Origin of the sequence: Clostridium sp. AF32-7AC (genome assembly GCF_003477925.1) — a bacterium.
GTDB classification, from domain to species: Bacteria; Bacillota; Clostridia; order Lachnospirales; family Lachnospiraceae; genus Otoolea; species Otoolea fessa.
This window is the reverse complement of record NZ_QUEG01000001.1, coordinates 159,097-183,635: the sequence shown is the minus strand read 5'-3', so window position 1 is coordinate 183,635 and position 24,539 is coordinate 159,097. Positions and strand designations below refer to the sequence as shown.

General features: G+C 45.9%; 24 protein-coding genes. 9 read left to right on the top strand and 15 right to left on the bottom strand.

What is annotated here, in order from left to right:
- Nucleotides 1–612: 612 nt before the first annotated feature.
- From DWZ45_RS00990 to DWZ45_RS00980, 3 genes are all read right to left on the bottom strand, one after another.
- Nucleotides 613–1,065 carry a sigma-70 family RNA polymerase sigma factor gene (locus DWZ45_RS00990; RefSeq protein WP_117498594.1) on the bottom strand — a complete coding sequence of 151 codons (453 nt, stop codon included), beginning with the start codon at nt 1,063–1,065 and terminating at the stop codon, nt 613–615.
- 549 nt (nt 1,066–1,614) lie between these two features.
- Nucleotides 1,615–2,907 (bottom strand): HAMP domain-containing sensor histidine kinase, encoded by a 1,293-nt coding sequence (locus DWZ45_RS00985; RefSeq protein WP_118467136.1) that lies wholly within the window; start codon nt 2,905–2,907, stop codon nt 1,615–1,617.
- Nucleotides 2,901–3,587 carry a response regulator transcription factor gene (locus DWZ45_RS00980; protein ID WP_182426602.1) on the bottom strand — a complete coding sequence of 229 codons (687 nt, stop codon included), beginning with the start codon at nt 3,585–3,587 and terminating at the stop codon, nt 2,901–2,903. The genes DWZ45_RS00985 and DWZ45_RS00980 overlap by 7 nt, the downstream gene beginning before the upstream one ends.
- 335 nt (nt 3,588–3,922) lie before the next feature.
- Between DWZ45_RS00980 and DWZ45_RS00975 the strand changes: the two genes are divergently transcribed.
- From DWZ45_RS00975 to DWZ45_RS00940, 8 genes are read left to right on the top strand one after another with little or no spacing between them, the layout of a single operon-like run.
- The gene (locus DWZ45_RS00975) at nt 3,923–4,663 is read left to right on the top strand and encodes a C39 family peptidase (RefSeq protein WP_117498693.1); all 741 of its coding nucleotides are present in this window, start codon (nt 3,923–3,925) and stop codon (nt 4,661–4,663) included.
- A 24-nt stretch (nt 4,664–4,687) separates the two neighbouring features.
- A complete protein-coding gene (locus tag DWZ45_RS14415; protein WP_147324684.1) occupies nt 4,688–5,215 on the top strand; it encodes a hypothetical protein in 528 nt (175 codons plus the stop codon).
- A gap of 17 nt (nt 5,216–5,232) precedes the next feature.
- On the top strand, nt 5,233–6,450 hold the full coding sequence (locus tag DWZ45_RS00965) for an ABC transporter permease (protein WP_066545587.1): 1,218 nt from the start codon (nt 5,233–5,235) through the stop codon (nt 6,448–6,450).
- Between the two features lies 1 nt (nt 6,451).
- Nucleotides 6,452–7,900 carry an FtsX-like permease family protein gene (locus DWZ45_RS00960; RefSeq protein ID WP_182426601.1) on the top strand — a complete coding sequence of 483 codons (1,449 nt, stop codon included), beginning with the start codon at nt 6,452–6,454 and terminating at the stop codon, nt 7,898–7,900.
- 11 nt (nt 7,901–7,911) lie between these two features.
- Nucleotides 7,912–8,538 carry an ABC transporter ATP-binding protein gene (locus tag DWZ45_RS00955; protein WP_117498586.1) on the top strand — a complete coding sequence of 209 codons (627 nt, stop codon included), beginning with the start codon at nt 7,912–7,914 and terminating at the stop codon, nt 8,536–8,538.
- A 26-nt stretch (nt 8,539–8,564) separates the two neighbouring features.
- On the top strand, nt 8,565–8,753 hold the full coding sequence (locus DWZ45_RS00950) for a hypothetical protein (RefSeq protein WP_066545584.1): 189 nt from the start codon (nt 8,565–8,567) through the stop codon (nt 8,751–8,753).
- A 4-nt stretch (nt 8,754–8,757) separates the two neighbouring features.
- Complete coding sequence (locus DWZ45_RS00945; RefSeq protein WP_117498584.1) at nt 8,758–9,618, top strand: ATP-binding cassette domain-containing protein; 861 nt, start codon at nt 8,758–8,760, stop codon at nt 9,616–9,618.
- Nucleotides 9,615–11,567: an ABC transporter permease gene (locus DWZ45_RS00940; protein ID WP_118467132.1), complete on the top strand. Its 1,953-nt coding sequence runs from the start codon at nt 9,615–9,617 to the stop codon at nt 11,565–11,567. Before DWZ45_RS00945 ends, DWZ45_RS00940 begins: the two co-directional genes overlap by 4 nt.
- Here the strand turns inward: DWZ45_RS00940 and DWZ45_RS00935 are convergent.
- From DWZ45_RS00935 to DWZ45_RS00890, 9 genes are all read right to left on the bottom strand, one after another.
- The gene (locus tag DWZ45_RS00935; RefSeq protein WP_118006294.1) at nt 11,451–13,121 is read right to left on the bottom strand and encodes a recombinase family protein; all 1,671 of its coding nucleotides are present in this window, start codon (nt 13,119–13,121) and stop codon (nt 11,451–11,453) included. The two genes, DWZ45_RS00940 and DWZ45_RS00935, sit on opposite strands and share 117 nt — an antisense overlap.
- The gene (locus DWZ45_RS00930; RefSeq protein WP_117963110.1) at nt 13,122–13,319 is read right to left on the bottom strand and encodes a hypothetical protein; all 198 of its coding nucleotides are present in this window, start codon (nt 13,317–13,319) and stop codon (nt 13,122–13,124) included.
- Between the two features lie 241 nt (nt 13,320–13,560).
- Nucleotides 13,561–14,889, bottom strand: coding sequence for a virulence-associated E family protein (locus DWZ45_RS00920; protein ID WP_003020317.1), 1,329 nt, complete (start codon nt 14,887–14,889; stop codon nt 13,561–13,563).
- A complete protein-coding gene (locus tag DWZ45_RS00915; protein ID WP_004841066.1) occupies nt 14,867–15,511 on the bottom strand; it encodes a CHC2 zinc finger domain-containing protein in 645 nt (214 codons plus the stop codon). Before DWZ45_RS00915 ends, DWZ45_RS00920 begins: the two co-directional genes overlap by 23 nt.
- A gap of 65 nt (nt 15,512–15,576) precedes the next feature.
- Nucleotides 15,577–17,157 (bottom strand): MobQ family relaxase, encoded by a 1,581-nt coding sequence (mobQ, locus tag DWZ45_RS00910; RefSeq protein ID WP_118467130.1) that lies wholly within the window; start codon nt 17,155–17,157, stop codon nt 15,577–15,579.
- Nucleotides 17,158–17,314: 157 nt separating this feature from the next.
- Nucleotides 17,315–18,325: a C45 family peptidase gene (locus tag DWZ45_RS00905; RefSeq protein ID WP_004841069.1), complete on the bottom strand. Its 1,011-nt coding sequence runs from the start codon at nt 18,323–18,325 to the stop codon at nt 17,315–17,317.
- Between the two features lie 306 nt (nt 18,326–18,631).
- A complete protein-coding gene (locus DWZ45_RS00900) occupies nt 18,632–18,928 on the bottom strand; it encodes a DUF3847 domain-containing protein (RefSeq protein WP_039959346.1) in 297 nt (98 codons plus the stop codon).
- Entirely contained in the window at nt 18,921–19,262 is a 342-nt protein-coding gene (locus DWZ45_RS00895; RefSeq protein WP_003020305.1) for a DeoR family transcriptional regulator, read from the bottom strand. Before DWZ45_RS00895 ends, DWZ45_RS00900 begins: the two co-directional genes overlap by 8 nt.
- Nucleotides 19,259–19,447, bottom strand: a complete 189-nt coding sequence (locus tag DWZ45_RS00890; RefSeq protein ID WP_055058411.1) for a hypothetical protein — start codon at nt 19,445–19,447, stop codon at nt 19,259–19,261. The genes DWZ45_RS00895 and DWZ45_RS00890 overlap by 4 nt, the downstream gene beginning before the upstream one ends.
- Before the next feature lie 483 nt (nt 19,448–19,930).
- Between DWZ45_RS00890 and DWZ45_RS00880 the strand changes: the two genes are divergently transcribed.
- Nucleotides 19,931–20,737, top strand: coding sequence for a helix-turn-helix domain-containing protein (locus tag DWZ45_RS00880; RefSeq protein ID WP_118467128.1), 807 nt, complete (start codon nt 19,931–19,933; stop codon nt 20,735–20,737).
- Nucleotides 20,738–20,911: 174 nt separating this feature from the next.
- Here the strand turns inward: DWZ45_RS00880 and ltrA are convergent, their stop codons facing one another.
- From ltrA to DWZ45_RS00860, 3 genes are all read right to left on the bottom strand, one after another.
- A complete protein-coding gene (ltrA, locus tag DWZ45_RS00875; RefSeq protein ID WP_118340612.1) occupies nt 20,912–22,207 on the bottom strand; it encodes a group II intron reverse transcriptase/maturase in 1,296 nt (431 codons plus the stop codon).
- 490 nt (nt 22,208–22,697) lie between these two features.
- Nucleotides 22,698–23,999, bottom strand: a complete 1,302-nt coding sequence (locus DWZ45_RS00865; protein ID WP_003020289.1) for an MATE family efflux transporter — start codon at nt 23,997–23,999, stop codon at nt 22,698–22,700.
- Nucleotides 23,992–24,426: a MarR family transcriptional regulator gene (locus tag DWZ45_RS00860; RefSeq protein ID WP_003020286.1), complete on the bottom strand. Its 435-nt coding sequence runs from the start codon at nt 24,424–24,426 to the stop codon at nt 23,992–23,994. The genes DWZ45_RS00865 and DWZ45_RS00860 overlap by 8 nt, the downstream gene beginning before the upstream one ends.
- Nucleotides 24,427–24,539 lie beyond the last annotated feature (113 nt).

The window sequence follows — 24,539 nt, the reverse complement described above, 5'->3', positions numbered from 1 at the left end:
CCTCGCTTTCCCTTTTGACTTTATAACACAAGGGCAGTGACAGCCTTATTCTGTGATTGATTCGGTATGAATCCTCTGCATAAGACTGTCACCGTAGTTTCTGTTATAAAATCACCTGTTCTTCATTTTCACTGGCTCCTATTCGACACTACTTCCCGGAACCGGATACCAACAGGAACACTCATAAGTGATCCTGTTGTTCTCTCTGGGCGGCAATGCAAACCAGCCATGGCTCATGGCTGTCATGGGATTTATCCCCTCCGAGGATCTCTCCGAGCCGCCCTCATTGCGTGATCCCTTCTTAAGGGGCTGTGACTGGACGGAAGTATCATTATAGGCTGTTCAGGTCGTTGCAGGCAGCCTGCCATAGACTGCTTTGAGGACAAATCGTTCCCGCTCTGCACCTTTGATGTCATCTTATTGACAGACCCTCTGACCGTCTGCAGGTGGTCATGGCGGATTCTCCTCTGTGCTTCTCCTTTTGGGCTGAACAGCTAAAGTATCTGTATTGCCGGATATGACTGTCAAAACAGTATTTGCCAAGGAACAGAAGAGGAAATCAATCCCCTTCACTCTCTTCCACGCTGGCAGAAGATTTTGCACACCCTAAAATCAATTTTTTTCTAATATTTTTTTGAGTTTTTCCAAAATCCTCTTTTTCTGTTTATGAACTGCATTGTGATAGACACCCATTTGTTTTGCTACTTCTCGCTCTGTCTGATTTTCAAAATAAAGTTCATGGATCAGCCACTGCTCCTCTTTTGAAAGTGTCAAAATTGCTTTATGTAACCGTTCAAACTCCAACTTTTGTAAGATCTGATCCTCCACACCATCGTCTTCTTCTGGAAACTGTACCGCCATCTCCTGCAGCCTCTCATAAGAATCTTCTCTGCTTGGAACCGTCATTACTTCTCCTGTTTTCGGATCCACGATATTCCTCGCTCTTTTTAAGTCATATTCCTGATACTGCATTTTTCTTTCTGTTGTTCTTAAAACAGCGATGACTTCCTCGCTGGCTTCCGGATACATTTTTCTAAAATCTGGTATTTTATATGGCTTTGCCATAGCCTGTCCTCCTTCATTCGCTCAATTTCTCGAAAATGAAGGACAAGCGGAGGGCTTCGACACCTGAAACTTTCGCTCTCAGAACGCAAAAAAGTGCCTGCACAGACAGTTTTATCCATACAGGCACTCATTTCATGTTTTATATGCTCTAATAGTTCACTTTTCTGACCACAAACATCCTGTTTCCATAACCAGCTTTCAAAAATCTCTATAAAATCTATTTCGCTGTTATGTTTCTTAACAGAAAACTTTAAATCAAAAATTGAATCGTGCAGCTACGAATTCGCAGCATACAATTCCAGCACATGAAAATATCCCCCCAAACTCCAAACGGAGCTTGAAGGGATAAAATTATGGCGTGCTTCTACAGCCCGTCAAGATACCGTTTTTTTTAACAGGCTGGATCCGCAATTATAAATTTTTTACTATTCAACAGAATAATGAAATATTCAATAATTTCAGTATCTCATTGTATTCCACAAATATCTTTTCAATTAATACTTGATTCATGAAAGAACTCCCTTCATTGAATCGTCCATTCCTTTTCTATCATTTTAAATCCAGTGTGAAAAAGAAAGATGCCCCTCCCCCCGGCGTATCTTCCATACCAATCTTTCCCTGCAGCATCCGGGCCAGTTCTTTTGCAATACTTAACCCCAGCCCAAAATGCGATTTATCTGTGTGAGACTGGTCTGCACAGTAGAACCGATCAAAGATAAATGGTTTGGCCTTTTCTTCCACGCCAATTCCATGATCTACAATCCAGAACGTCAGTTCTTTTGAACACATATCCACCCGGATCTGGATTTCTTTTCCCTCTGGACTATAATGCAGTGCATTATCCAGATAGATACTGAGCAGCTGGAACAATCGCTCCTTGTCTGTCATAATAACTGGAAATAACTCTTCTCCCAGATCCAAAGTCAATTTTATCTTCTTTTTCATGCACCGCGGTTCATAGGCTTCATACAAAGAAATAAGTAGCGTATCCACATTGACCTCAGAAGTATGGATCGTCCACTTTTCCGCATCCGATGACGCTAAAAGAAGCATATCCTTAATTAAACGGGACATACGCATACACTCCGAATCAATGACTTTTAAATTCCCCTGAAGCCCTTCGTTTTGTGCTTCATGCTGCATATTCTCCACATTTGCCACAATCACAGCCAATGGTGCTTTCAATTCATGGGAGGCAGAAGCAACAAACTCTTTCTGGCTCTGCATCACACGCTCGGTTGGCTCCAAGGCTTTCTTCAGCAAAAAGCGGCTGACCAGACTGACACAAAGCAGTGTGACAATCCAGATTGCCAGATACATCGGCAGCTGTTCCAAAAACATCTGAAATATAGGCGTTTGCTCATAAACCAGAGTCAATGAATTGTTTGTATCATCTTCGGAAGTAAAATGGGCCAGGTTAATCAGATACCTCTCATAATGGTTTCCTTTCATCTCAACCATTCCTTCCACGGCTGGAAGTTTGGCCTGATTGCCTTCCTCTTCTGCCGAATAGGTAACAATCTGCATTCCCACATTGTTCAGCTGTCCTTCAATATCCTCTAAACCAGTTCTGCTCTCGTAGAGAAGTTCTCCATATGCATCGGTCAATTTTGATGATACAGACATATCTTTTTCATAGGCAGAAAGAACTTCTTTTGCATTCGCCCCTTCTTCCTCCAGCTGATTAACGATCAGCGCTGTCATTCTCTGCAAAAAGGTTACTTCTGCCGCCTCGCTTGCATTTACATGATTGGAAAAGGATAATCCAATCACGCCCGTAACAATTACCATGATTGTCATAACAAAAAACAGGTGCAGTTTTTGAAATAAATGGTTCAGCATAGGCTGCACCTCAACTGATATCCGCTTCCATAAATAGTCTTAATCTCACATATGCTGTTTAATTGCTTTAGCCTTTTTCTGAGAAAGGAAATATAGTTATCTACATTTCCAGGTTCAATGTCTGAATCAGTTCCCCAAACTTTTAGAACCAGCTGTTCTCTTGTCAGAAGCGTTTCCGGTGATTTGAGTAAGGTGTACAGAAGTTCCGATTCCTTGGCTGTCAACAGGAGTTCCTTTCCATTGGCCTCAAGTTTCCGGTTGGAGCGTTCCAGCTTTAAGTCCTGATAAGAAAGAATATCCTGCTCTTTCATTTCATGAGGTCTTCTGGTCAAAGCCCGTACCCTTGCCAATAGTTCACGGATATAAAACGGTTTGACCAGATAGTCATCTGCTCCTCCATCCAGACCATCAATCCGGTCATCAATAGAGGACATTCCTGTAATAATAATTACTGGAACCGAAATTCCTTTTTTACGCATGGCTTTAATAATTGTCAGACCATCAATGACCGGCAGCATCCGGTCAACAATGGCCAGATCATATCCAAATTCTGCATTCAGTGCGTAGAGAAGCCCTGTTTCCCCATCATGGCAGCAGTCCACCATATAATCATTTCTCAAAAGTTCCTGCTTCATTGCCAAACTCAGCTCTATATCATCTTCCAATATGAGTATCTTCACAATAAATCATCCCTTTCTTTTTCACGGTTCAGTATATCAAATATACCAGGGAAAATCTCTAAAAGTCCTCTAAAAATTCATCAAAATCTTTCTTTTTCTTAGAGGAGTTTTAGATAAGTTTTTGAATAAAATGGTATGCAGAAAACAGCAAAGGAGGGATTCAATTGCTATGTCAACAACGGCCTCGGAAACGGCGAAAAAAACACAATCGTCGAAACATTTTCCGTATGATATTAGGCCTGGTACTTATTTCGGTTATCAGCATATGTGCTATCCGTCTTTTTTACAGGAGCCGCTCTTCCCCACCATCTGATTCAGATTCTGATTATATAATCATGGCAGCAGATCAAAATGGCAATGTATCCGATACTCCGATAGAAAATTCTACGGATGCGGATCTGCTGCAGACCTTACAGACATTGAAAAAACAGGAGCCAAAAATACAGGACATTATCGATCACTTTCAGGAATACCCCTCCGAACTCCTCGAAATGTTATCCAAAAATCTGGATATGTTGGACTTTGTATTGGAGTATCCCAATAAAAAAGGAGAGGTTTTCTCTGATACCATCGGTGATGTAAAACTTGGAACCTATCCGCTCCTTCTGCAATACGATCCACGATGGGGATACGCATTCTATGGAGACGATGTAATAGCGGTAAACGGATGTGGTCCTACCTGCCTGTCTATGGTAATTGCTGGTCTAACCGGCAAAAACACCATTACCCCCTATACAATAGCCAGCTATGCCACGCAGCAAGGGTATTATGCCCCAGATTCGGGCACCAGCTGGTCTCTGATGAGCGATGGTGCATCCCATTTCGGCATTATCGGAGAAGAATTAACCCTCTCTCAATCCGCAATGGAAAACGCCCTGTCATCTGGACAGCCAATCATCTGCAGTATGCGTCCCGGTGATTTTACAACAACTGGACATTTCATTGTTATCACGGGACTCAAGGATGGAAAATTTATCATAAAGGATCCCAACAGTAAAGAGCGAAGCAATCAACTTTGGGAGTATCAAACACTGGAACATCAAATTAGTAATCTATGGGCATTTCAAGCCTTATAGAAATAACAGAAAGGTGGATATCACATGAAACACACAAAAATAACAGTAGGATTCGCAACTCTCTTATGTATTTTCTCATTGGCCGGGTGTCAGAGTAAACCTCAAAATCAACCCGTTGAGACAGAAACCGAAATGCAGCAAACCAATACTGTGTCTGAGCCCCAGACAGAACAACCTCAGCAGGAATCCTCGGAAACACATCCGAACAATGTGCCTGCCAGTGCAGAAGAATTACTGAATTCTGCCACTGTCTCTGGCGAGGTAACTGCTTTTTCTGATACAGATCTGACCCTTAACCCGCTCTCAACAACAGATGCCGGGGCTGCCATCATGGCCGTTGATTCAGAAAATGCGGAAAATCTCCTTACTGTCAACTATCTGGAAAACTGCACGTTCCAGCTTGCCCGCATCAACCAATCTACTGGAGCACTTGCACTGGAAACCGCAAGTGCCGCAGATATCAAAAAAGAAACATCTATCGCTGTCTATGGTGAAGCAGACGAATCCGGAGCGATTCTGGCCAAGCAGATTTTCCTGATCCGTTACGAATAAGCAGGGAGGAAACTATCATGTCATTTTATCACAGAGCCTGCTTATACCTGTTCCGCAAACGGTCAAAAACTGTTTTATTATTTCTGATCCTTTTACTGGTAAACAGTATGATCCTCGGCACTGTCATGATTCTTCATGCCGCCCAAACAACCAAAGTGTCTATGCAGGAAAAATCAAAGGCGAAAGCAGTCTGTGAGATCACGCAGGATACATACCAGCTTTCCAGTCAGGATATTTCTGCTGCAGCACAGCTGCCTCATGTCACATTCCTGAACCGTCATGCAGAAAGCCCAGGTTATCTTTCCGATTTCTTACCCATTACAGCCAGTGATTCTCAGAAACCGGAAAATTCACAGATTCATTTAACCGCTTATGACGATTTAGAAAAAGATGGCCCCTTTGCCACACAGAACTATCGCCTGACCGGTGGAAAACTGATCAATCCACAGTCTGATTCCAGTGCAGTCATAAATGAAACATTTGCCACAATCAATGGTATTTCCATCGGAGATCGGATTCGTCTGGAAAATGAGCATGGAAAAACCATTTCCGCAACCGTCTGTGGCCTGTTTCTTTCCGGAAATGAACACCAACAGGACAATACTCTGGATTCCCTGTACCGTATCGAAAATCAGATTTTTATCGATGCCAAATCCTATATAGCCCTATTTGGTGCCGATCGGTTTAACCGATTGATTGTTTATACCGATCAGCCAGAGCAGACAGAGACTCTGGCTGAGAAACTGCAGGAATTGTTGGGAGAAAAGGCAGAAGTTACATCCTCCGATCTCTTATACCAGCAGATGAAAGCCCCTCTGGAACAGATCATTCGGATTACAAAACTTATGATGGCCTTCACACTTTTGTCCGGAACCGTTATTGTTTCTCTGCTTCTGTGTATGTGGATGAGAAGCCGTCAGAGGGAAATGGCTGTACTCATCAGTCTTGGAGAGTCAAAGGGAGCCATCTTTCTCCAGACCTTTCTGGAATCTGTCATGATCTTTCTCCTGGCTGCCATAGGGGCGTGCTGTCTTGGAACTCTCAGTGCTAATGTAGTGCAGGCCATCCTTTCAGCCTCGGAACTCGCACTTGTCATGACGCCAAGCCTTCAGATGAAAGAAATTGTCATTCTGTTTGCAACTGGCAGCCTGGTAATTTTGACAGCAGTGCTGCTGTCCCTGGTTCCCGTTTTAACTACCAACCCAAAAGATATCTTATCCAGAATGGAGGGATAATGTGAATCTATTTCAAAGAGCCATCCGATCCTGCCTCAGAAAACCAGTCAAAAGCATCCTTCTGCTTCTTGTAATCGGTACGATCAGTCTTCTGTTTCTGTCTGGTATGGCAAGCCGCTCTGCTAATATTGCAGCAAAAGACAGCACCCGGCAGGCAATCGGGGCCGGTTTCCTGTTAGAAGGAAACCCGGAAAATCGAAACAAACGTCTTCAGGAAGCATTTAAAGCAATCGAAGAAAAGTTCGGAGTCGGACAAAGCGGCAGTTATCAAGGCGTTCATGCAGAAACGATCATCAGCAATGGACAGCCCTCCGGATATGTGTGGACGGATCATTCTTTTGAATCCCTCGTCCGGGAAGACATTGAAAAAATAGCTGCTGCTTCCGGAATCTCTGATTACAATATTACAACGGTTCCAACTCCTGTAAAGCCAGAGGGCTTTTCCCGAATTGAAGATCCGGACAAAGATCAAACCTATGATTCTAAAGGTGTTTCCCTGGTAGGCAACCGCACGATGAATTTGGATTCTAATGTCTTAAATGGAGTCGTAACCATAAAAGATGGGCGTATGACTGTCCCCCAAGACCAGGATGTCTGCGTAATATCAGAAGAACTTGCCCTTTTAAATAATCTTACAGTCGGTGACCGGATCGGCTTTTCCCCTGTTAAGCGGGAAGGTCCAATCCAATATGCAGAGATTGTAGGTATCTACCAGGTCAGGGAACCTATGACTCCTTATATGTCCGGCGACACCTACCGCTCCGAAAACATTATTTTTACAAATCTGGACTTTCCGGCAAAAGCGGAACAGGATTCCCCACTGTTTGAAAAAGCCTATTTCAAAGTTGAACAGGTCGATGAATACGAAGCAGTAAAGGAACGAATCCAACAGACTGACATCAACTGGGAACGGTATGATTTGATTGATAACAATGGAAATCTGGATACTATGGCATCCAATTTTAATGACCTGGAGCATATCAGCCAAATGCTTTTACTCATTATTGCTGGTGCCAGTTTCATTATTTTATCCCTTATTTTTGTTTTCTGGATGAAAAGCCGAACCCATGAAATAGGGATCCTGATGTCCTTAGGAATCTCAAAGCTGGAAATCCTTTTTCAAATGATTCTGGAGGCCTTTTTCATCGGAATTATTGCCGTCAGCCTTTCTTTTCTGGCTGCTCCCATGGTTTCCAAAACTGCGGCTGAATACCTGGTCGTTCAGCAGGAACAACAGGCACAGCTTCAAGAAGATCAAACGGCAAATCAAATACAGACTGAATATGTTGCCCCAGAGCTGACAGTAACGGATGTACAGATATCTCTGTCCTCATCCATGTTCTGTGCTGATGGCATCAGCATCACACTGTTAACCTTATTATCTGTTTCTCTTGCAGGAATTACGATGTTCCGCAAAAAGCCAAGAGAAATTTTGAGCGAAATGAGTTAGGAGGTCTTGCAATGATTTTGGAAGCAAACCATATAAGTTATACTTACCGAACACAAAAAAACATCCCTGTGCTGCACCAAATATCCGCCGGATTTCAAGCGGGCAGATTTTATTCCATCATAGGCTCCAGCGGATCCGGAAAAACCACCTTTCTCTCCCTTCTTGCCGGACTGGACACTCCTGGCGAAGGAGTAATCCAATACGATGGGGAGGATATTCAAAAATGTGGACTTAATTTCCATCGCAGACACCATATTTCTCTGGTATTTCAAAACTATAACCTGATTGATTATCTTACCGCTCAGGAAAACGTAAAGTTGGGCGGAACCAAAGATCCCAGAGAACTTCTCACCAAAGTAAATATCCCACAGGATGCCTGGAACCGGAATGTCCTCCAGTTATCAGGCGGTCAGCAGCAAAGAGTGGCGATTGCCCGTGCTCTGGCCAGTGAAGCAAAGGTTCTTCTTGCTGATGAACCAACTGGGAACCTGGATGAAACCACAACAGGAGAGATTATTGAACTCCTAAAACAAACAGCCCATGAGCTTGGAAAATGTGTCATCGTTGTTACCCACAGCAGGGAAGTCGCTCAGGCAGCGGATCACATTTTGAAACTGGATCATGGAACTCTGATATAAAATACCAACAGAAAGAGAGGCCGCTTATGACAAAAGAAAACCCAAATACCATTCCATCCAACTATATTCCCGGTCAGGATCCATTGGATGATTATATTGCAGAACAGTTAAAGGCTGCCGCTGATTCCATCCCACTGAGTGATGATGTGAAATGCAGGGTGGAACAAAAACTGTCCAACCTAAAAATGCAGGAATCTAAAAACGAAAGGATATAACAACATGGACATTCGCATTCAGGATTTAAGTATGACCTATCCCAATGGGAAACAAGCTCTTTCAAATTTGAATCTGGAACTAAAAGCTCCCAGCATGATCGGACTTTTGGGACCAAACGGTGCTGGAAAATCCACACTGATGAAGCTTCTGACAGCTGCCTTGGTTCCTTCAAACGGAAGTATCCTTGTAGATGGACAGCCACTTTTGAAACAGGAACATCTGTTAAAAAGCCACTTGGGATACCTTCCCCAGACATTTGGACTTTATGAAGAGCTGACTGTTTATCAGTTCCTGGACTATATGGCTGCCTTAAAGGGATTATCCAACACAAAAACCATTCTGACTAGAGTGATCCAGGAAGTCAACCTTACGGAAAAATCCAATGCCCGGATCCGAACCCTGTCCGGCGGTCAGCGTCAGCGGGTTGGAATTGCCCAAGCATTTTTAGGCGATCCAAAACTCCTGATTTTTGATGAGCCAACCGTAGGATTGGATCCAGAAGAACGGATCCACTTCCGCAACTTATTTTCCCAGGCTGCCCAGGAACGTCTGGTACTTTTAAGCACCCATATCATCGAGGATGTACAGTCTGTCTGTGACCAGCTGATTGTTATCCACCACGGCTCCATCCTCTTTACTGGAGCACCGTCTGACCTGATCCGGCTCGCCGCTGGACACGTAGGCACCTTTTTTGAACAGGACACGTCCCATGAGCAGGGTCTTCACATTACAAGCCGTGTCAATACTGCTTTCGGGGTACGCTGCAGGGGGGTATGGGAAACACTTCCCTCTTACGCTCACGCCGAAGAACCCACCTTAGAAGACGCCTACCTTTATCTGATCTCCAAGGAGGAACTGCGATGAGAATCTTTTCCTTATTCTGGTTAGAGTTCCGGCGTCTTCTGCATTCGCCTCTAACCTGGCTGATTATGGGACTTACCGTTCTTTCTCCTGTCATGGGTCTGTTTCTATATCAACCAACGGAGGCTACCACTTTGGGGACCTATCTGGCCAATCCATCCCTGGCCGCTGGAATCTTTTCCAGCCTTCTGTTTGCATTCCTGACTGTCTGGGAATGGAATCGGGTAAAACGCGGGCAGATGGAGGCGCTCCTATATTCAATTGTCTCTCCACTGACTGTTTCCTGCATCCGTCTGTTGTCTCTTATAGGTACCGCTGGTTTAGCATGGAGTATCACTGTAGTTGTCTGGATGCCATTTACCATGATGGCTTCTGGAAGTGTTTTTGATAGCCTAACCTATTTCTTATGCTACTTTTTATTTATGGGAATGGCCATACCCATTGCTATCCTGTTGTCCTCTTGTGCATATCAGTTCACCCGCCGTCTGGATCTGTCTATCGTCATACTGGCTGCCCTGGCCGGACTGAGCCTGACCATCTGGAAAGACAACTGGCAGCTGTGCTGGCTCAACCCCTGCGTATGGGCAATCTCAGATGATTTTACAAATTTCCGTATCTTCCGTTCGGTAGCTTATATGCGTTTTACTTGGATCACAGGCGCGGCAGCAGTTTGGCTCTTATCCTATCTGTGTATTCGACAATATGGCAAAGGTCCCTTGGGTTCCATGAAGTACAGTATCCGCCGCTTCTGGCGTCCCATGATTACAGTCTGCCTTTTTGCTTTTTGCGGCTTTTTATATAAGTTTCAGCCATTCCTGGATCACAGCAATCCGGATCTGTCTGCCACCACCTTTTTTGAAATTCCCTACCTGGAGGGAGTATTCTGTGAAAAAAGGTTCTCAGATGTCCATCCCAATCTTTCCAATGGAACCGTATCCGGCACTGCATCCTTCCAAATTGAAAATACAACAGGAACAGAGCAAGAGGTGGCATTTGCACTCAATCCCGGCTATAAGGTAAATTCTGTCCAGGCCAATGGCCAGCCTGTGCCTTTCCAAATTGACGATTATCAGGAATCCAATATGGCACTTTTAAATGTCACGATCCCTGCTCTTGAGTCCATCAATCTTTGTTTTGACTACCATGGATTCCCACAGGACTGGAATCTAATGGAAACCATGCAGGGAAAACCGGAGATCAGCTCAAAGTATTTATGTCTGGAAAATCAGGCTCTGGCTCCCGCAATCATGAATGCAGGAACTGCAGATGGTACGTTTTCTTCCATCACAGATATTACTCTTCCAGACACCATGACTGTAATCCCGTTTGGACTAGCCGAGGCAAAAAAAGAAGCAGAGCATGACAACGGAACCATTACATGGAGAATCGAAGATACAGAAAACCGTGGTATTCTCTATGCAGGAGACTATGTCCGCCAGGATATTGAAGCTGTGGGTACAACAATTCAGTTCTATTATGGTCGTAAGCACCAGCCGATCATGGAAGAAGCCAATGCCGCAGAAGCAATCCAAACAGTTATGGAATACTGCTCCTCTCATTATGGAATGCCCCAGTTCTTCTCTTTCGACTCTTTAAAACTAATTCAAGGTCGTATCTCTAATGGCGGATATGCACGTTCCGGTGTCAGTCTGGTAGATGAACAGGATTTTACTGCCCAAAATCTGCATGATTCCGATAAAGGTGCAATCCCCGGAGAAGTCATGATCCATGAAATGTTTTATCCCCAATTAGGTGTAAAACTCTGCTCGATGGCGGGCGGCGGCGTACAAAAAATCTATATGGTGTTTTTAAGAGAACCGTCCCGGCGGGACAGGTCAGGCAGTGACCTGTTCCACCTCCGGGATGGGTTTGAGATTAAAATGAATTTCGATAGAAATGTGTCTTGTTTTATCTTCGTCAATGCGTTCATGCACGACAATTTCTTTGATTAAGCGGTTAAGGGTGGCTGCGTCCAGCTCTGTGATGTTGGCATATTCCTGAATGGCTTCCACCCATTGTTTTGCGTCATTGGCAAGCTGGACTTCATCAGACAGCCGCTTTCTGCCCTCGGACACTTTTGCTTTAAGCTCCGTCTGCTCGGTCTGTGTCTTTTCCAGCATGGTGTTGAAATTCTGCTCACTGATACGCCCTGCAATCATATCCTCATAAAGCCGCATGACCATTTTGTCCAGAACCTCAATCCGTTCCTCGTCCCTTGTAAGGGAGCGTTCCATTGCTTCCCGCTGTTCCCGCTGCTCGGCTTCACAGGTATTGGTCAGGCGGTCGGCAACCGCTTCCCCGTCCATCAGGGCAGCTCTGGCACATTCCCGTATTTTCCGCAGCACATGGCTGTAAAGGGTGTCATAATCAATCCGGTGCTGGGTGCAGTGGTTCTTTCCAAAGGCATTGTAGGTCTTGCAGGAGTATATCCGCTGGGGATGTTTTGCGTTTGTGTAGCGTACCGTCAACGACTTCCCACACTCGCCGCATTTTAACAGTCCGGCAAACAGGCTGATTTCATTGGTCTGCCCCGGACGCTGGCGGGATTTCAGCTTGTTCTGCACAATGTCAAAGCTCATGCGGTCAATCAGCGGTTCATGCTGCCCCTCCACCACAATCCAGTCCTCCGGCTTCTTTTCCCCAATCGTGCCGATTTTGAAACGGTAGTCCTTTTTCTGGGAAGCAATCGCCCCGGTGTAGACGGGATTCATCAAAAGGTCTTTGATAACGGAGAAGTCCCACATATACCGCCCGTTTTCCGGGTCTTTCTTTTCCCATTTGGTGCGGGTATTGCGAAGCCCCCGTTCCCGGTTCCACCATGTGGGGCAGGGGATTTTTTCTTCCTCCAGCCGTCTGCGGATATAGTTCGGACCATGTCCGTTCAGGGCATATCCGAAAATCAGCCGCACAATCGGGGCGGTTTCCTCGTCAATGAGCAGATGGTTTTTGTCCTCCGGGTCTTTCCGATACCCAAACGGGGCAAGACACCCGGTAAACTGTCCTTTCTGCGCTTTCAGAAGATAAGAGGAATGGACTTTCTTGGAAATATCCTTGCTGTACATCTCGTTCAGGATATTCTTGAACGGGGCAATATCGTTGTTATCCCGCAGGGTGTCGATACCGTCATTCATGGCGATATAGCGGACACCGTTTCTTGGGAAAAAGTCCTCAATCAAATGCCCGGTTTGCAGATAATTACGCCCCAGTCGGCTGAGGTCTTTCGTGATGACAAGGTTGACCTGCCTGCGCTCAATGGCTCTCAACATTCTCTGTAGATCAGGACGCTCCATATTAAGACCTGTGAAGCCATCGTCCTGATAGACTGCCACAACCTCCCATCCCTGCTTTTCGCAGTATTTTTCCAGCATATCACGCTGGTTTGCGATACTGGCACTTTCGCCTTGCAGGTCATCGTCCTTTGACAGTCTGCAATAGACCGCTGCACGATACCCTCCGGCAAGTGCCGAACCGATTGTTCTGTATTCCATTTCGTTCATCATAGCCATTTACCCACACAATCCAGACGGTATCTGGCTCTTTTGAACCTCATCTTCATTATACTCCATATCTTTCTTTTTAGCAAGATATTCTTTTATATTTGTTTTTCCGTATTTCTGGGAAATCAGGCTGACGAACACATCGGTGGCGTCCAGCTCCCCGTCAAATACAGTGGTCACATGAATCTCTGTTTTGTTTTTTGCCATAGGCAGTTATCCTCCATACATGAAAATAGCCAGACAGAGGGTGTCGGCAACGAAGTCCGGCAACGGGCTTCAAAAGACCTTGCAAACAATCTCAATCTGGCGATGGTTACTATTTATACTTTTCTTTTATTTTTCTGTTGTTTTGGTTGTCATAGGGGAGAAAAGCCCGCAGTTATGGGGTTTTCCCCGGCAACCGGCTCGGCAACGGGATAGCAACAGGGGATGCAACGGGCTGTCATTTTCAGAATGGAAGCTCCATCTGTTCTGTGACCTCCACAAAACCGTCCATCGTTTTTTCAGACGGGTTGCCGGAGTCCGTTGCCGGGTTTTCACGCTCCCAGCCCTTTTGTCTGCCATATTCGGAAAACATTCTTGGGTTTGGGAAGTACCGCCAGCCGGAAATGCACTGGTTCATAATCTCGTTGATTTCCCGGATTTCCCATTGCTTCGGCTCGTCAAAGACATGGTTCAAGGCTTCCTTGTAGAGCTGCTTGGAGCAGACCATGCTCCCGGTGTACTTATCAAGATACGCCTGTATCATCCCGGCTTTGGTGTCCTCCGGCATAAAATCCCTCTGGTGTTCTTTGAGATACCGCTGCATGGCGGGGCTGAAAGCCAGCTTGAACCTGCCGCTTCGGTAAATCTCCATCGCTTCCGCCCACATCTGCTCGATATAGGCTCTGGAAGCAGCTTCGTCCTCTAAAATGTGAACCTCGGCTTGCTCCGGGTACACCATGACGGGGATAAAGCGGCGGTTGCCGGAACGGTCAAGGGGCAGGAAGTCAAGGGCATTGGAAGTGCCGCCAAACACGCACTGACGGGGGCGGTCTGCCGGGTGGGTTTCATAGGGTATCTTGTAAACCTCTTTCTGCCGGCTTAAAAATGACTTGATTTCCTCAATGCTCTTGGCGTTTGCGGTTGCCATCATTTCCGACATTTCGATAATCCAGTGACCTTGCAGCTTGCGGTACACATTGTCATCGTCCAGCTTCCGCAAATCATCGGAGAACCACTCGTCCCGGACTGCCAGCAGACGGAAGAAGGTGGACTTGCCAGCCCCCTGACCGCCTACCAGACAGAGCATGATTTCAAACTTGCATCCGGGCTGAAAGGCTCGTGAGATTGCACCCAGCAGGAATAGCTTCAACGCTTCATAGGTGTAATCGTCTGCGTCAGCCCCCAAAAAGTGCCGCAGGCAGAAGCGGATTCGCTCTGTCCCATCCCACACAAGGGTATTGAGATAATCCCGGATGGGATGGTACTTGTTTTCATTCGCCACAATCCCGATGGCGTTATCAATCTTCTTCTCATTGGTAAGCCCGTAGGTTTCTTCCAGATAGAGAAGCAGATACTTCATGTCCGTATCGTTTAAGGCGGTGCTTTCCCTGTGGAAACCGATGGGCTTTATGATGTCTTTGCGGTCGGTCAGGATGTTGTAGGCGATAGCCCCGGAAAGCAGCGGGTCACGCTGGAATACAGTCAGGCAGTTTCGTATGCTCTGACGGACACCGCCTTTCTCGGTAGTTTCCAGCCCCGCCTTGATTTCCTCAATGCTCTGGGGCGGCTGCATGGCGTTTATGGTGTTTTTTAGTTCTTGCTGCGTCTGCGGCTGCAAGCTCTGCCATTCGCTGTTCAAGCTGTATCACATCCTTTCCGTAGTCCGTAATCAAAGCCGCTTTTTCCTCGGTTTCCCCGAACAGCAGCACATCCAGCAGATATTCCACATGGGCTTGCTTCTGTAAGGCTTCCACAAACCGGGGATGAAAGGCTTCCTCCGGGGAGTGTGGGGCATAATCTTTTCTCCATTCCCGGAGTAGGTGGAGATAATCGGCAAGGATACGGAAGCAGCGGTTCTTTGCTTCCTGAAACTGTTCCTCCGGGGATTTCTGCCGGGGCTTGGGCTTTTTTGCCTTTCCCGGCGGTTTCCAGTCCTCATAGGAAAGCCCGAAGTCCTGTGCCAGTTGTACGGCGGCTTCTTTCTTTCCCAGCCCATACAGGGCGGCGGCAAAATCAATCACATCCCCATCTGCACCGCAGCCGAAGCAGTGATAACGCCGATCCAGCTTCATGCTTGGGGTTTTATCGTTATGGAACGGGCAGCAAGCCATCCCGTTCCGACCTATATGGATTCCATAATGCTCCGCAGCCTGTCTTGTTGTGACGGACTGCTTCACAGTTTCAAATACATTCAAATCTATCCCTCCTTGAAAAAAAGAAAAGCACCTGACATTCTCAATCTGAAAATGGCAAGTGCCTGTTAAAGTTCCATATCCTGTTGTTTGTGTTTTGTCTGCACCGGGGCAGTTCTTTGTGCTTTTTTCTCGTCAGCCTTATCCTGCAAGACTTCTTTGATAGGCTGTTTCTTGGGCGGCTCTTTGCTTTCTTCTGTGCCGGGGGTGGCTTTCCGTACCCAGTAGCGAATGTCCCGCAGCTTCTTCAAATCCTCCTGTACCTCGGTCAGCGGTACTTTCAGCTCTGCGATTTCTTCCAGAAGCGTTTCCTGCTCCTCTTGCAGCTCCTTTTGGGTACTGTCCTTATCGTCCGGGTGCTTGGCAAGGTAGGCGGCGGCTTTCTCATACCGGGCAACCTCCGGGTGTTCCTGTTTGAATTTTTCCTTTGTTTTCTTAAAAAATATCTTCTGGTACTTCTCATAGACAGCCTTACATTCTTTGCAGTCTGTCCGGCTGGCAAGAATCCCGTCAATCACTTTGCTTCGGGCTTCCTTTGGCTTCATCTGATTGCGGTAATCTGCGGCTGATTTCCCGGAGGATTCCAGAAATGCTTCTAAGTCCTCCACAGTGGAAAGCCCCTTTTGCCGGAGATAGGACAGGGCTTCGCTGACTGCCTTTAAGTCCTGTGAAGTCCCCCGGTTCTGTCCAGCCCTCGTCCAGTCCTTCCGTTCTTCCTTTCGTATCTCCATGTACTTCATCAGCAGATTGGGAAGAAGTGTCGCTTCCTCCGCCGCCTTTTGTGCAAGCAGTTCTTTTCGTTTTTCTCCCAGCTCGGTAATCCAGCCTTTGAGGTTTTGGATAAGCTGTCGGATGGACTTCATCAGATTGTTGGCAGCTCTGATTTCCCGGTTCAGGTTGCCGATGTTCGTCTGGATACCCCGCTTTTCCATCTGCCGGACAGCAGCTCCCTCATGGACAGTAGGGATAATATCAAGCCCCTGTCTGGCATAGGAACGCAAGTCCACACGCTCCGGGCGGTCATTGGCTTCCAGATAGCGGTTCTGGATGACCTCCCATTCATGCCGCCAGATTTCGCAATACTTCTGGTCGTTCCAATCCACCGTATCCTCCTTGTGGCTTTTCCATCTGCCGGACGGAAGTTTTATCCGTTCCCCGTTTTCGTCAAGGTCATAAACCTTGCGGCTCTTGGGAAGCCATTTTCCATGTTCGTCCATTGCCCTCATAGTGAGCATGACATGGGCGTGGGGATTGTGTCCCGGCGGATGGGGGTCGTGGATGGCAAAGTCAACGATCATGCCTTTGGAAACAAACTGCTGTTCACAAAACTCCCGGACAAGGACAGCGTACTGGTCAGGCGGTATCTCTCTGGGGATGGTAAGCACCCACCGCCTTGCAAGCTGGGAGTTCCATTGCTTCTCCACCGCTTCGGCGGCGTTCCATAAGGTATTGCGGTCTGCATACTCCGGCGGAGCATTTGCCGGGAGCAGGATTTCATTGTGGACGATACCACGCTTTTCCGAGTAGTGCTTCACTTGCTGGTCGTATTCACAGAACAGCTTTTCGCCACTCTGGTAAGCAGCGGCGGCAACCGCAGACTGTCGCTGGCTGCGCTGCACAATCGTGATTTCGTTGTGTGGACAGGGCATTTCGTGTCCCTCCTTTCGGTAATTGGTGGATGGGGTGGCGTTTTACCACTTCATTTTGGGCAGAAAAAAAGCAGGAGATCTTTTTCAGATTTCCTGCTTAATGTGCCGCTGTGTGGGCGGCGAGTATTTAGTTGTAGTAATATATCAGCTTGAAAAATCAAAACTGAAAACGAGTATCTTCTTTGAATTTGTGTCGTCCGGGATTCCCTTCGCTTCGATAAATTTTGTGTCGTTTCATATCATAGATGACTGACCAGACAGTATCTTTACCAGTACTTCTGTCATACTGGCAGAGAAAACCATAATCCCCAGACAACAATTTTTCTGCAAATGGAAGATTGAAACCTCCATTTTTTCTGTTAAAAGCTGAATACAATGTTTGATACCGTTCTTCTGCAAACCAATTATCAATTTTATCGTTGTTATAGCCTATCATTTCTGGAAAATGGAAAGTGTTTGTTGCGCAGACAAAAGAAAGATTGTTATTCAATGTCTTTTCTACTTTTATCTGTTCCGCATTACATTCTATAACTGTTATCGTCCCCATTGCATCAGCTAAGGTTAAAGTTTGCGCTGAAGCAATCGGTAGTTGATATAAACAGGAGACAGCTTCCGATACATTTTTACATTTCTCCAGCAGGTATCTGACAATCATACCTGCGTTAAATCCCGGTTTGCATTGGTTAGGATAGACGGATGTTAGACCAACCGCTAAACCATGTTCATTAACGCCATCTTCAATCTCAACAAAAGCAGTTGTATTTCCTGTGAAAGAATAAACTCCATCTGTCAATTTATAAACTACATTCTGATTTAGTCTTTCGATTTCTGTCAGAAAATCACTGTTTCGTCCCAGAAGAATTTCATGCTCCGTTGTAAAAGCAAAACAAGAGCAATTACAAGATGGCGGCATAGAGTACATACTAAATAATACAGCTTGCAGAATACGGACATCACATTGTTGTCCATCTGCCAGACCTTGAATTTCTTCCATAATCTCATGGTAATACTTTTCATAAATCGGAAGGCAGGACAAAGCATAGTCAATCCGCTCCTGTGTGATTTCAAATGGTATGTTCTCCAAAATTATATTTTTGTGTTTTAACAGTAAGGAACCCCACCGAAAACCAGCTTCGTAGTGTGTTCCCCTAAAATGTGCATGATACATTTTTACACGCTCCTTATTGATTAGGTAAAGAGCTACCGGTAACTCTTATCTAAGGGTAACTGAATAAAAATTTTAAGTCAAGCCATATTTTACTTGTCGGCTGGGAACAGCTTGCAGCGCAAGGTGTCCCCAGAGGGCAGGTCCACAAAAGGGTAGCTGGCGGCAGCCAGCGCAGGGGAAGCGTAGCGTCTCCTGTTTGATTTGAAGCAGACCATGACTGCGGAAAATCACAGCCCTCCGGCGAGGAGCCTTCGGAGAACGCAATGCACCAACCTTTGGGTGGTGTATAATTGCGCCCTTAGTAAACTAAGGGGTTTCCGGCTTCTCCCGTTCCAGCAGTTTTTTCAATAGTTCCTGCGTGTCCTGCCTGTGAAAAATGAGTTTCAACAACATCATGACATCATCATCTGTCAGGCGTTCCGGCTCTTGCAGAAAACTTTCCAGCATACCGCCACGGGTACAGAGCCGGTGCGTCCGTTCCTTTCGGGTAAGCTGCTTTAACTGGTGCTGCAATGCCTTTTCATCATTGATGGCTTTCCGCAGTTTCTTTTCGCTTTTCTCCATCTCCCGGTTGAGCCTTTCCAGCTTTGAGGTATCAGGCAAGGGCAGCGTCCTCCTTTCCCGGTATCAGCACATAAATCCTGTTTGGTTCTCCAACGCCCTGACGCACCCGCATGATAAGTCCGGCGGTTTCCAGTTCATTCAGAGAACGCTTGACCGTCATGGGACTGCGGGACAGGACTGCGGCAATGGCTGTGACAGGGAAGCAGACAAACAGGATTCCGTTCTCGTCCTCCTGCCCTTTGGACAGCATAGCGTCCAGCATCCGGCAGTACATGACCTTTGCGGTGCTGCTGACTGGAAATCCTGTCAACGCTCTGGGAAAGGGCATACAGGGCGGCAAGGGTGTGTCTATCGTCATAAATTCAAAATTCATTCGGTGTGTGCCTCCTTTTTCTTTGCTCGTTTGGATAAATAACGGGGGCAGTCAATCACAACCGCCCGGAAGCTCTGCCTGCACCCATGCTGGCATTTCCGGCATAATTCGTTGTAAGTGACACGCCCCCGGTCATTGAGGTAAAAGGAAAGCTCATATTTCCTCTTTTTACTCATTCTCGGCATATTGTGTTTCCTCCCGTTTTAGTGTATGGTTTCGGGGCGATTTTCGGCAAAATTACAGCCATAGAGCCGCCTAAAATCTCCCGAAGTATCAGCGATAGGGTAGACTATCTCCCTATCAGATTGTCGTGTTTCGGTATCATTTCGGTGTCAGTTCGCCAGTTCTCCCCGGTGTCGTTCCTCCCCTGAATCTCACAGCGGCGTATCGCTCCCGTTGGTACGCTCGTTTTGGTCAGGGTTCCTCCATATCCCCGCCAAAAGTCATGGCGCTACATCGCCGGGGAAGCATATCCCACACAGGCTGGTCATTCGATTGGAATAATCCATCGATGAACTACCTGTATCATAGAACATTTTTGTGCCCTGTGCCGTATGTCCACAAAGTAGGAATTAAGGGTAAAAATCGGAAATTTCCACGATTGCGGAAAGTGTGATATAATCCAGTTAAGCGGCAGAAATACAACCGCTGGAAAGGAGCGTGCGCCCATGAAAGGAGCAACTACCATACAGGAACGTCTTTGGGAACTCCGCAAGGACAAAGGCTTAAATTTGGAAGAATTATCAGAGCTGACGGGCATTTCCAAATCAGCTCTTGGAAGTTATGAGAAAGAGGATTATAAGGAAATCAATCATGGCAACCTTATCACGCTGGCAGACTTCTATGAGGTTTCCGTTGATTATCTGCTGTGCCGGACAGAGAACCGGGAACAGATCAACACACCATTAACAGGGCTTCATTTGAACGATGAGATGGTGGCACTTTTGAAAAGCGGTCGGATTAACAACCGTCTGCTCTGTGAGCTTGCCACACATAAAGATTTTATCAAGTTTCTTGCAGACATTGAGATTTATGTGGACGGGATTGCCACCATGCAGATTCAAAATCTCAATGCACTTGTCGATACCGTCCGGCATGAAATCATTGAACGGTATCGCCCCGGCGAAGATGACCCGCATTTGAAAGTGCTGCAAGCCGCCCATATCAGCGATGATGAATATTTCAGCCACATGGTTCTGGATGACCTCAATCTCATTATCCGGGATATTCGGGAAGCTCACAAAAAGGACAGTGAGAGTGCGCCCCAGACCACCGTTGCCGATGAACTGAAAGAAAATCTGGAAGCGGTCGAAAATTTCAAGGGCAGTCGGGATGAAAAGCTCGTTGTCCTTTACTGCAAGCAGCTCGGTATCAACTATAAAAATCTGTCAGATGAAGAATTTCGCTGGCTCATTCGGATTCTCAAAAAATCAAAGAAAATGGGAACGCCTATCAGCCAAAGGAAAAAACGGTAAAGAAAAACCGCTGTTGCATGGTTTGTTAGCTTCCATGTAGCAGCGGTTTTTACTGTGGTTATTCAGTTGAAAATCAGAACGATAGTCGAGTAGACTAAGACCTCTCAATCTTAGCCCCTCACAGATCCGTACGTGCGGCTTTCCCGCATACGGCTCCTCATAGTAACATTCGCTTCAATATAAACAATAGTACGTTTTAGGTTTTGCTAACGGGTAATACTTGAGCATTTCCACAAATCCATTCCATGTGTATGCCCGTCTACAACCTCTCCGATTCATGGCTTTGAATAGAAACTGTTGTACTCTATGCAGAAATGTTGTTATCTTCCGAAAATTCCATGTAACACCATAATACCGATAGTGTCCAATTAGTTTTACGTTCAACTCTTTAATTATTTCTCGCATTGGTCGATTTCGATTATCGTAAATCCAGTTCTTGTATGCTCTAACCTTTAGCTCAAACTTCTTTCTTGAAGTCTGTACCTTTGGCACGAAACCTCCCTTTCGCGTTTTGCTACAGTAGAAGGTAAATCCCAGAAAACCAAATGTTTCAGGCTTACATTCTCCTCTTGCTCTACGATTCTGCTCTGCAAATCTCCCAAATTCAATCAGTCTGCTTTTACTACTTTCCAGCTCCAGTCCAAACTTTTCCATTCGTTCCTTTAACTCTTTATAGTATCTTTCAGCTTCTGACTTATATTGAAATCCTGCAACAAAATCATCCGCAAAGTTGACGAGAAAACACTCTCCCTGCATTTCCCTTTGCACCACCAGCTTAAACCACAGCGTCAACACATGATGCATGTATATATTTGCAAGCATCGGACTCATTACTGAGCCTTGTGCCGAACCTTCCTCTGTTGGCTCGAATTTTCCTTGCTCCATTATTCCTGCTTTAAGGTATTTACGTATTAGCCACAATAAGTTCTTATCCTGTATATTCCATTCAAGGAACTTCATCATCCAATCATGGTCGATATGGTCAAAGAAACCTTTGATATCGGCATCTACGATATAGCTGATTTTTCCATAGCTTATCCGTTGGTATACTTCTTTTATTGCTTCGTGACACCCCCTATTCGGTCTGAATCCATACATGCAGTTTAGGAATCTCGGTTCATAAATAGCTCCCAGTATTTTCTTCACTGCCATTTGTACAATCTTATCTTCATAGGAAGCAATCCCTAATGGTCGTTTCTTTCCATTTCCTTTAGGTATATATACCCTCAGTGACGGAAGTGGCTTAAAGGATTTGTTTTTCAACCTCTGTACCAGTTCCTTGATATTTCTATCAAGGTTCTTCCCATACTCATCCTTAGTTACCTTGTCAATTCCGACTGCTTTGTTCCCATCTAATTCCTTATGGCATTGCTTCAGCATATCTTCATTTATCAAGTGGTACACTGATGTAAATATAGGATGTTTTGATGTTGCCGATATCTCAGCTATTCTTACTAATTTCGTTTCCATTATTTCCTCCGTCCCTGAGTACGGATAATGTGTCCTCAGTAAGACCTTTACTATGCAATCCCCTTCCCTCCATCGGCATTGCCCGATTTCTACAGTACTATGGGATTGTCCGACCACCTACCATTCATTTGAAATCCTCCGTTTTCAGTTGCAACTTCATACTCTTCTTCGAGAAATGGCAGGTTCTCCCCAGTTGATGTGTATTCACAATGTAAAACATGATTGGTTCTCTGACTCCGCAGTGCCACATAACACTCGCCATATCGCATTACATGATATTGTCTTCCGCACCAGTTAAGACGTCGACCGACTGAAGTTAACGTTTCGAAGCTCAATCACTATTCAACCCTGCTTTCTTGCTGTCTACGCTTGTCAGATGCCGTTACCGGCATCATCCCAAGACTCGCTATTATCTGGTTGGCTAAACCTTGGATAAACCGGAATCCCACCGGCTTGACTACACACCCTTAGCTGGGCACACAACTGGAAGTTATCGATTTCTTTGTGCGCTGTATCTAACGGACAGCACAATGCTTACTGATGCGGTAATGACCTTTGCAAATACGGCGCTCCACCAAATCGTGATTTGACCGCCAAACACCGGCGGCAGCATCAGCATCAACACCAGCATGATGATGGGTTCGATAAAGGTCAGAACATAGGACAGCACACTTTTTTCGGTTGCGTAGAAAGCCGCCGCGGAAACTCGTGTGATGGCGTCAAACGGAACCGACACAAGGAAGATCGGCATGACCTTTATGACCCCTGCGTTTACCTCGGCAGATGAACCGAACAGTAGTCCAATCTTTCCACGGAGCAGGTAAATCAGAATCGCACTGATTACCGCCAAAACCATGGAAAATTCATACGCCAGCGTTTTGGTTTGTTTGAGCGATTTTTCTTCGCCTGCTCCGTAGAACTGACTCATGAGCGGCTGGCTACCATCACCGACACCCTGCAAAAGAAGATAAACAATGCAGATGATATAGGAGATACAGGCATAGGTGGCGATAGCCTCCTGTCCGCCATAATAAACCGAAAATCGGTTGATGATCACAAGAGAGATATTTGGGGCAAGGGTCAAGCCAAATGGAGCAAGTCCGATTTTTAATATCTGAAATGCCGTTTTCGGGGTATCAACAGGTGCGATTTTCAGAGTGAGGTTCTTTTTGATGGCGCAATACACGAGTGCAACCGCCATGGTAACTCCCTGCCCAATAATGGTCGCCAATGCCGCACCGTACATGCCCCGTCCAAGAACCCACACAAAAGTATAGTCAAGAGCAACATTGGTAGCAAAGCCGCAGATCATAGCGATCATTGCCCACAAAGAACCGCCGTAATTACGCATAAACGGAACCAGTCCGGTGCCGAACACCTGTAAAATCGCTCCAAGGGCAATTACCTTGATATACTCATTTCCCAGAGTAAGCAACTCGCCCGATGCACCAAGGGCAGAAAGGATTTTCTCTGAAGTGAAGAAAACGGTGACAGTCAGGACAGCGCTGAAAAGAAGCATCAGCCATGTTGCACCGGCAACGAACTCCCGTGCTTTTTTCTCATTTCCTGCTGCTTTCAGAATGGAGTATTTGACTGAACCACCCATTCCGATTCCTGTCCCTACGGATTGCAGGACCGCCGTGATGGGATATGCAATGTTGATTGCGGAAAGTCCGGCATCCCCGATTGAGTTGCCTACAAAGAAACCGTCAACGATGGCATACACCCCGGAAAGCGCAAAGGATAACACGGACGGAATCACATACTGAAAGAAAGTCCGCTTGTTATTCACTGCCCAGACCTCCTCTCAGCTCTCTTTCAAAGAGAAGATTGAAAAGGTCAAGAATTTCACACATGGCTTGGAGCCGTTCGTTCCCGATTGTTCTATAAACCTTCTCCTCGGCTTTTCGTAAAGGCGCAATCATTCTGTGGGCGTATACCTGTCCGCTTTCAGTCAAGACGATCCGCTTCTCACGTTTATCGCCCTCGCTGGCCTCCAACAGTAAATAGCCCTTCTTTTGAAGTGCGCTCACGACCGTATGAACCGTCTGTTTTTGCATACCGAAATTCTCTGCGATCTGCTTTTGCGTCAGTTCTCCCATGGATTCCAGCGCATACAGCACCATCATTTCCGGGTATCCGACGCCAAGTACTGAAGCTGCTTTTGTATATAGCGCAGTGCTTTTCGCCCACGCAACGTTAAAATGATTGTTTTCCATAAGTCCTCCTCTTACAAATAGTATTTACAAATACTATTATAGTATATTGTAAGGACTATTGTCAAGGGCGTATGGAGCAAAAAATTCTTATTTGTCATAATCATTCTACCATA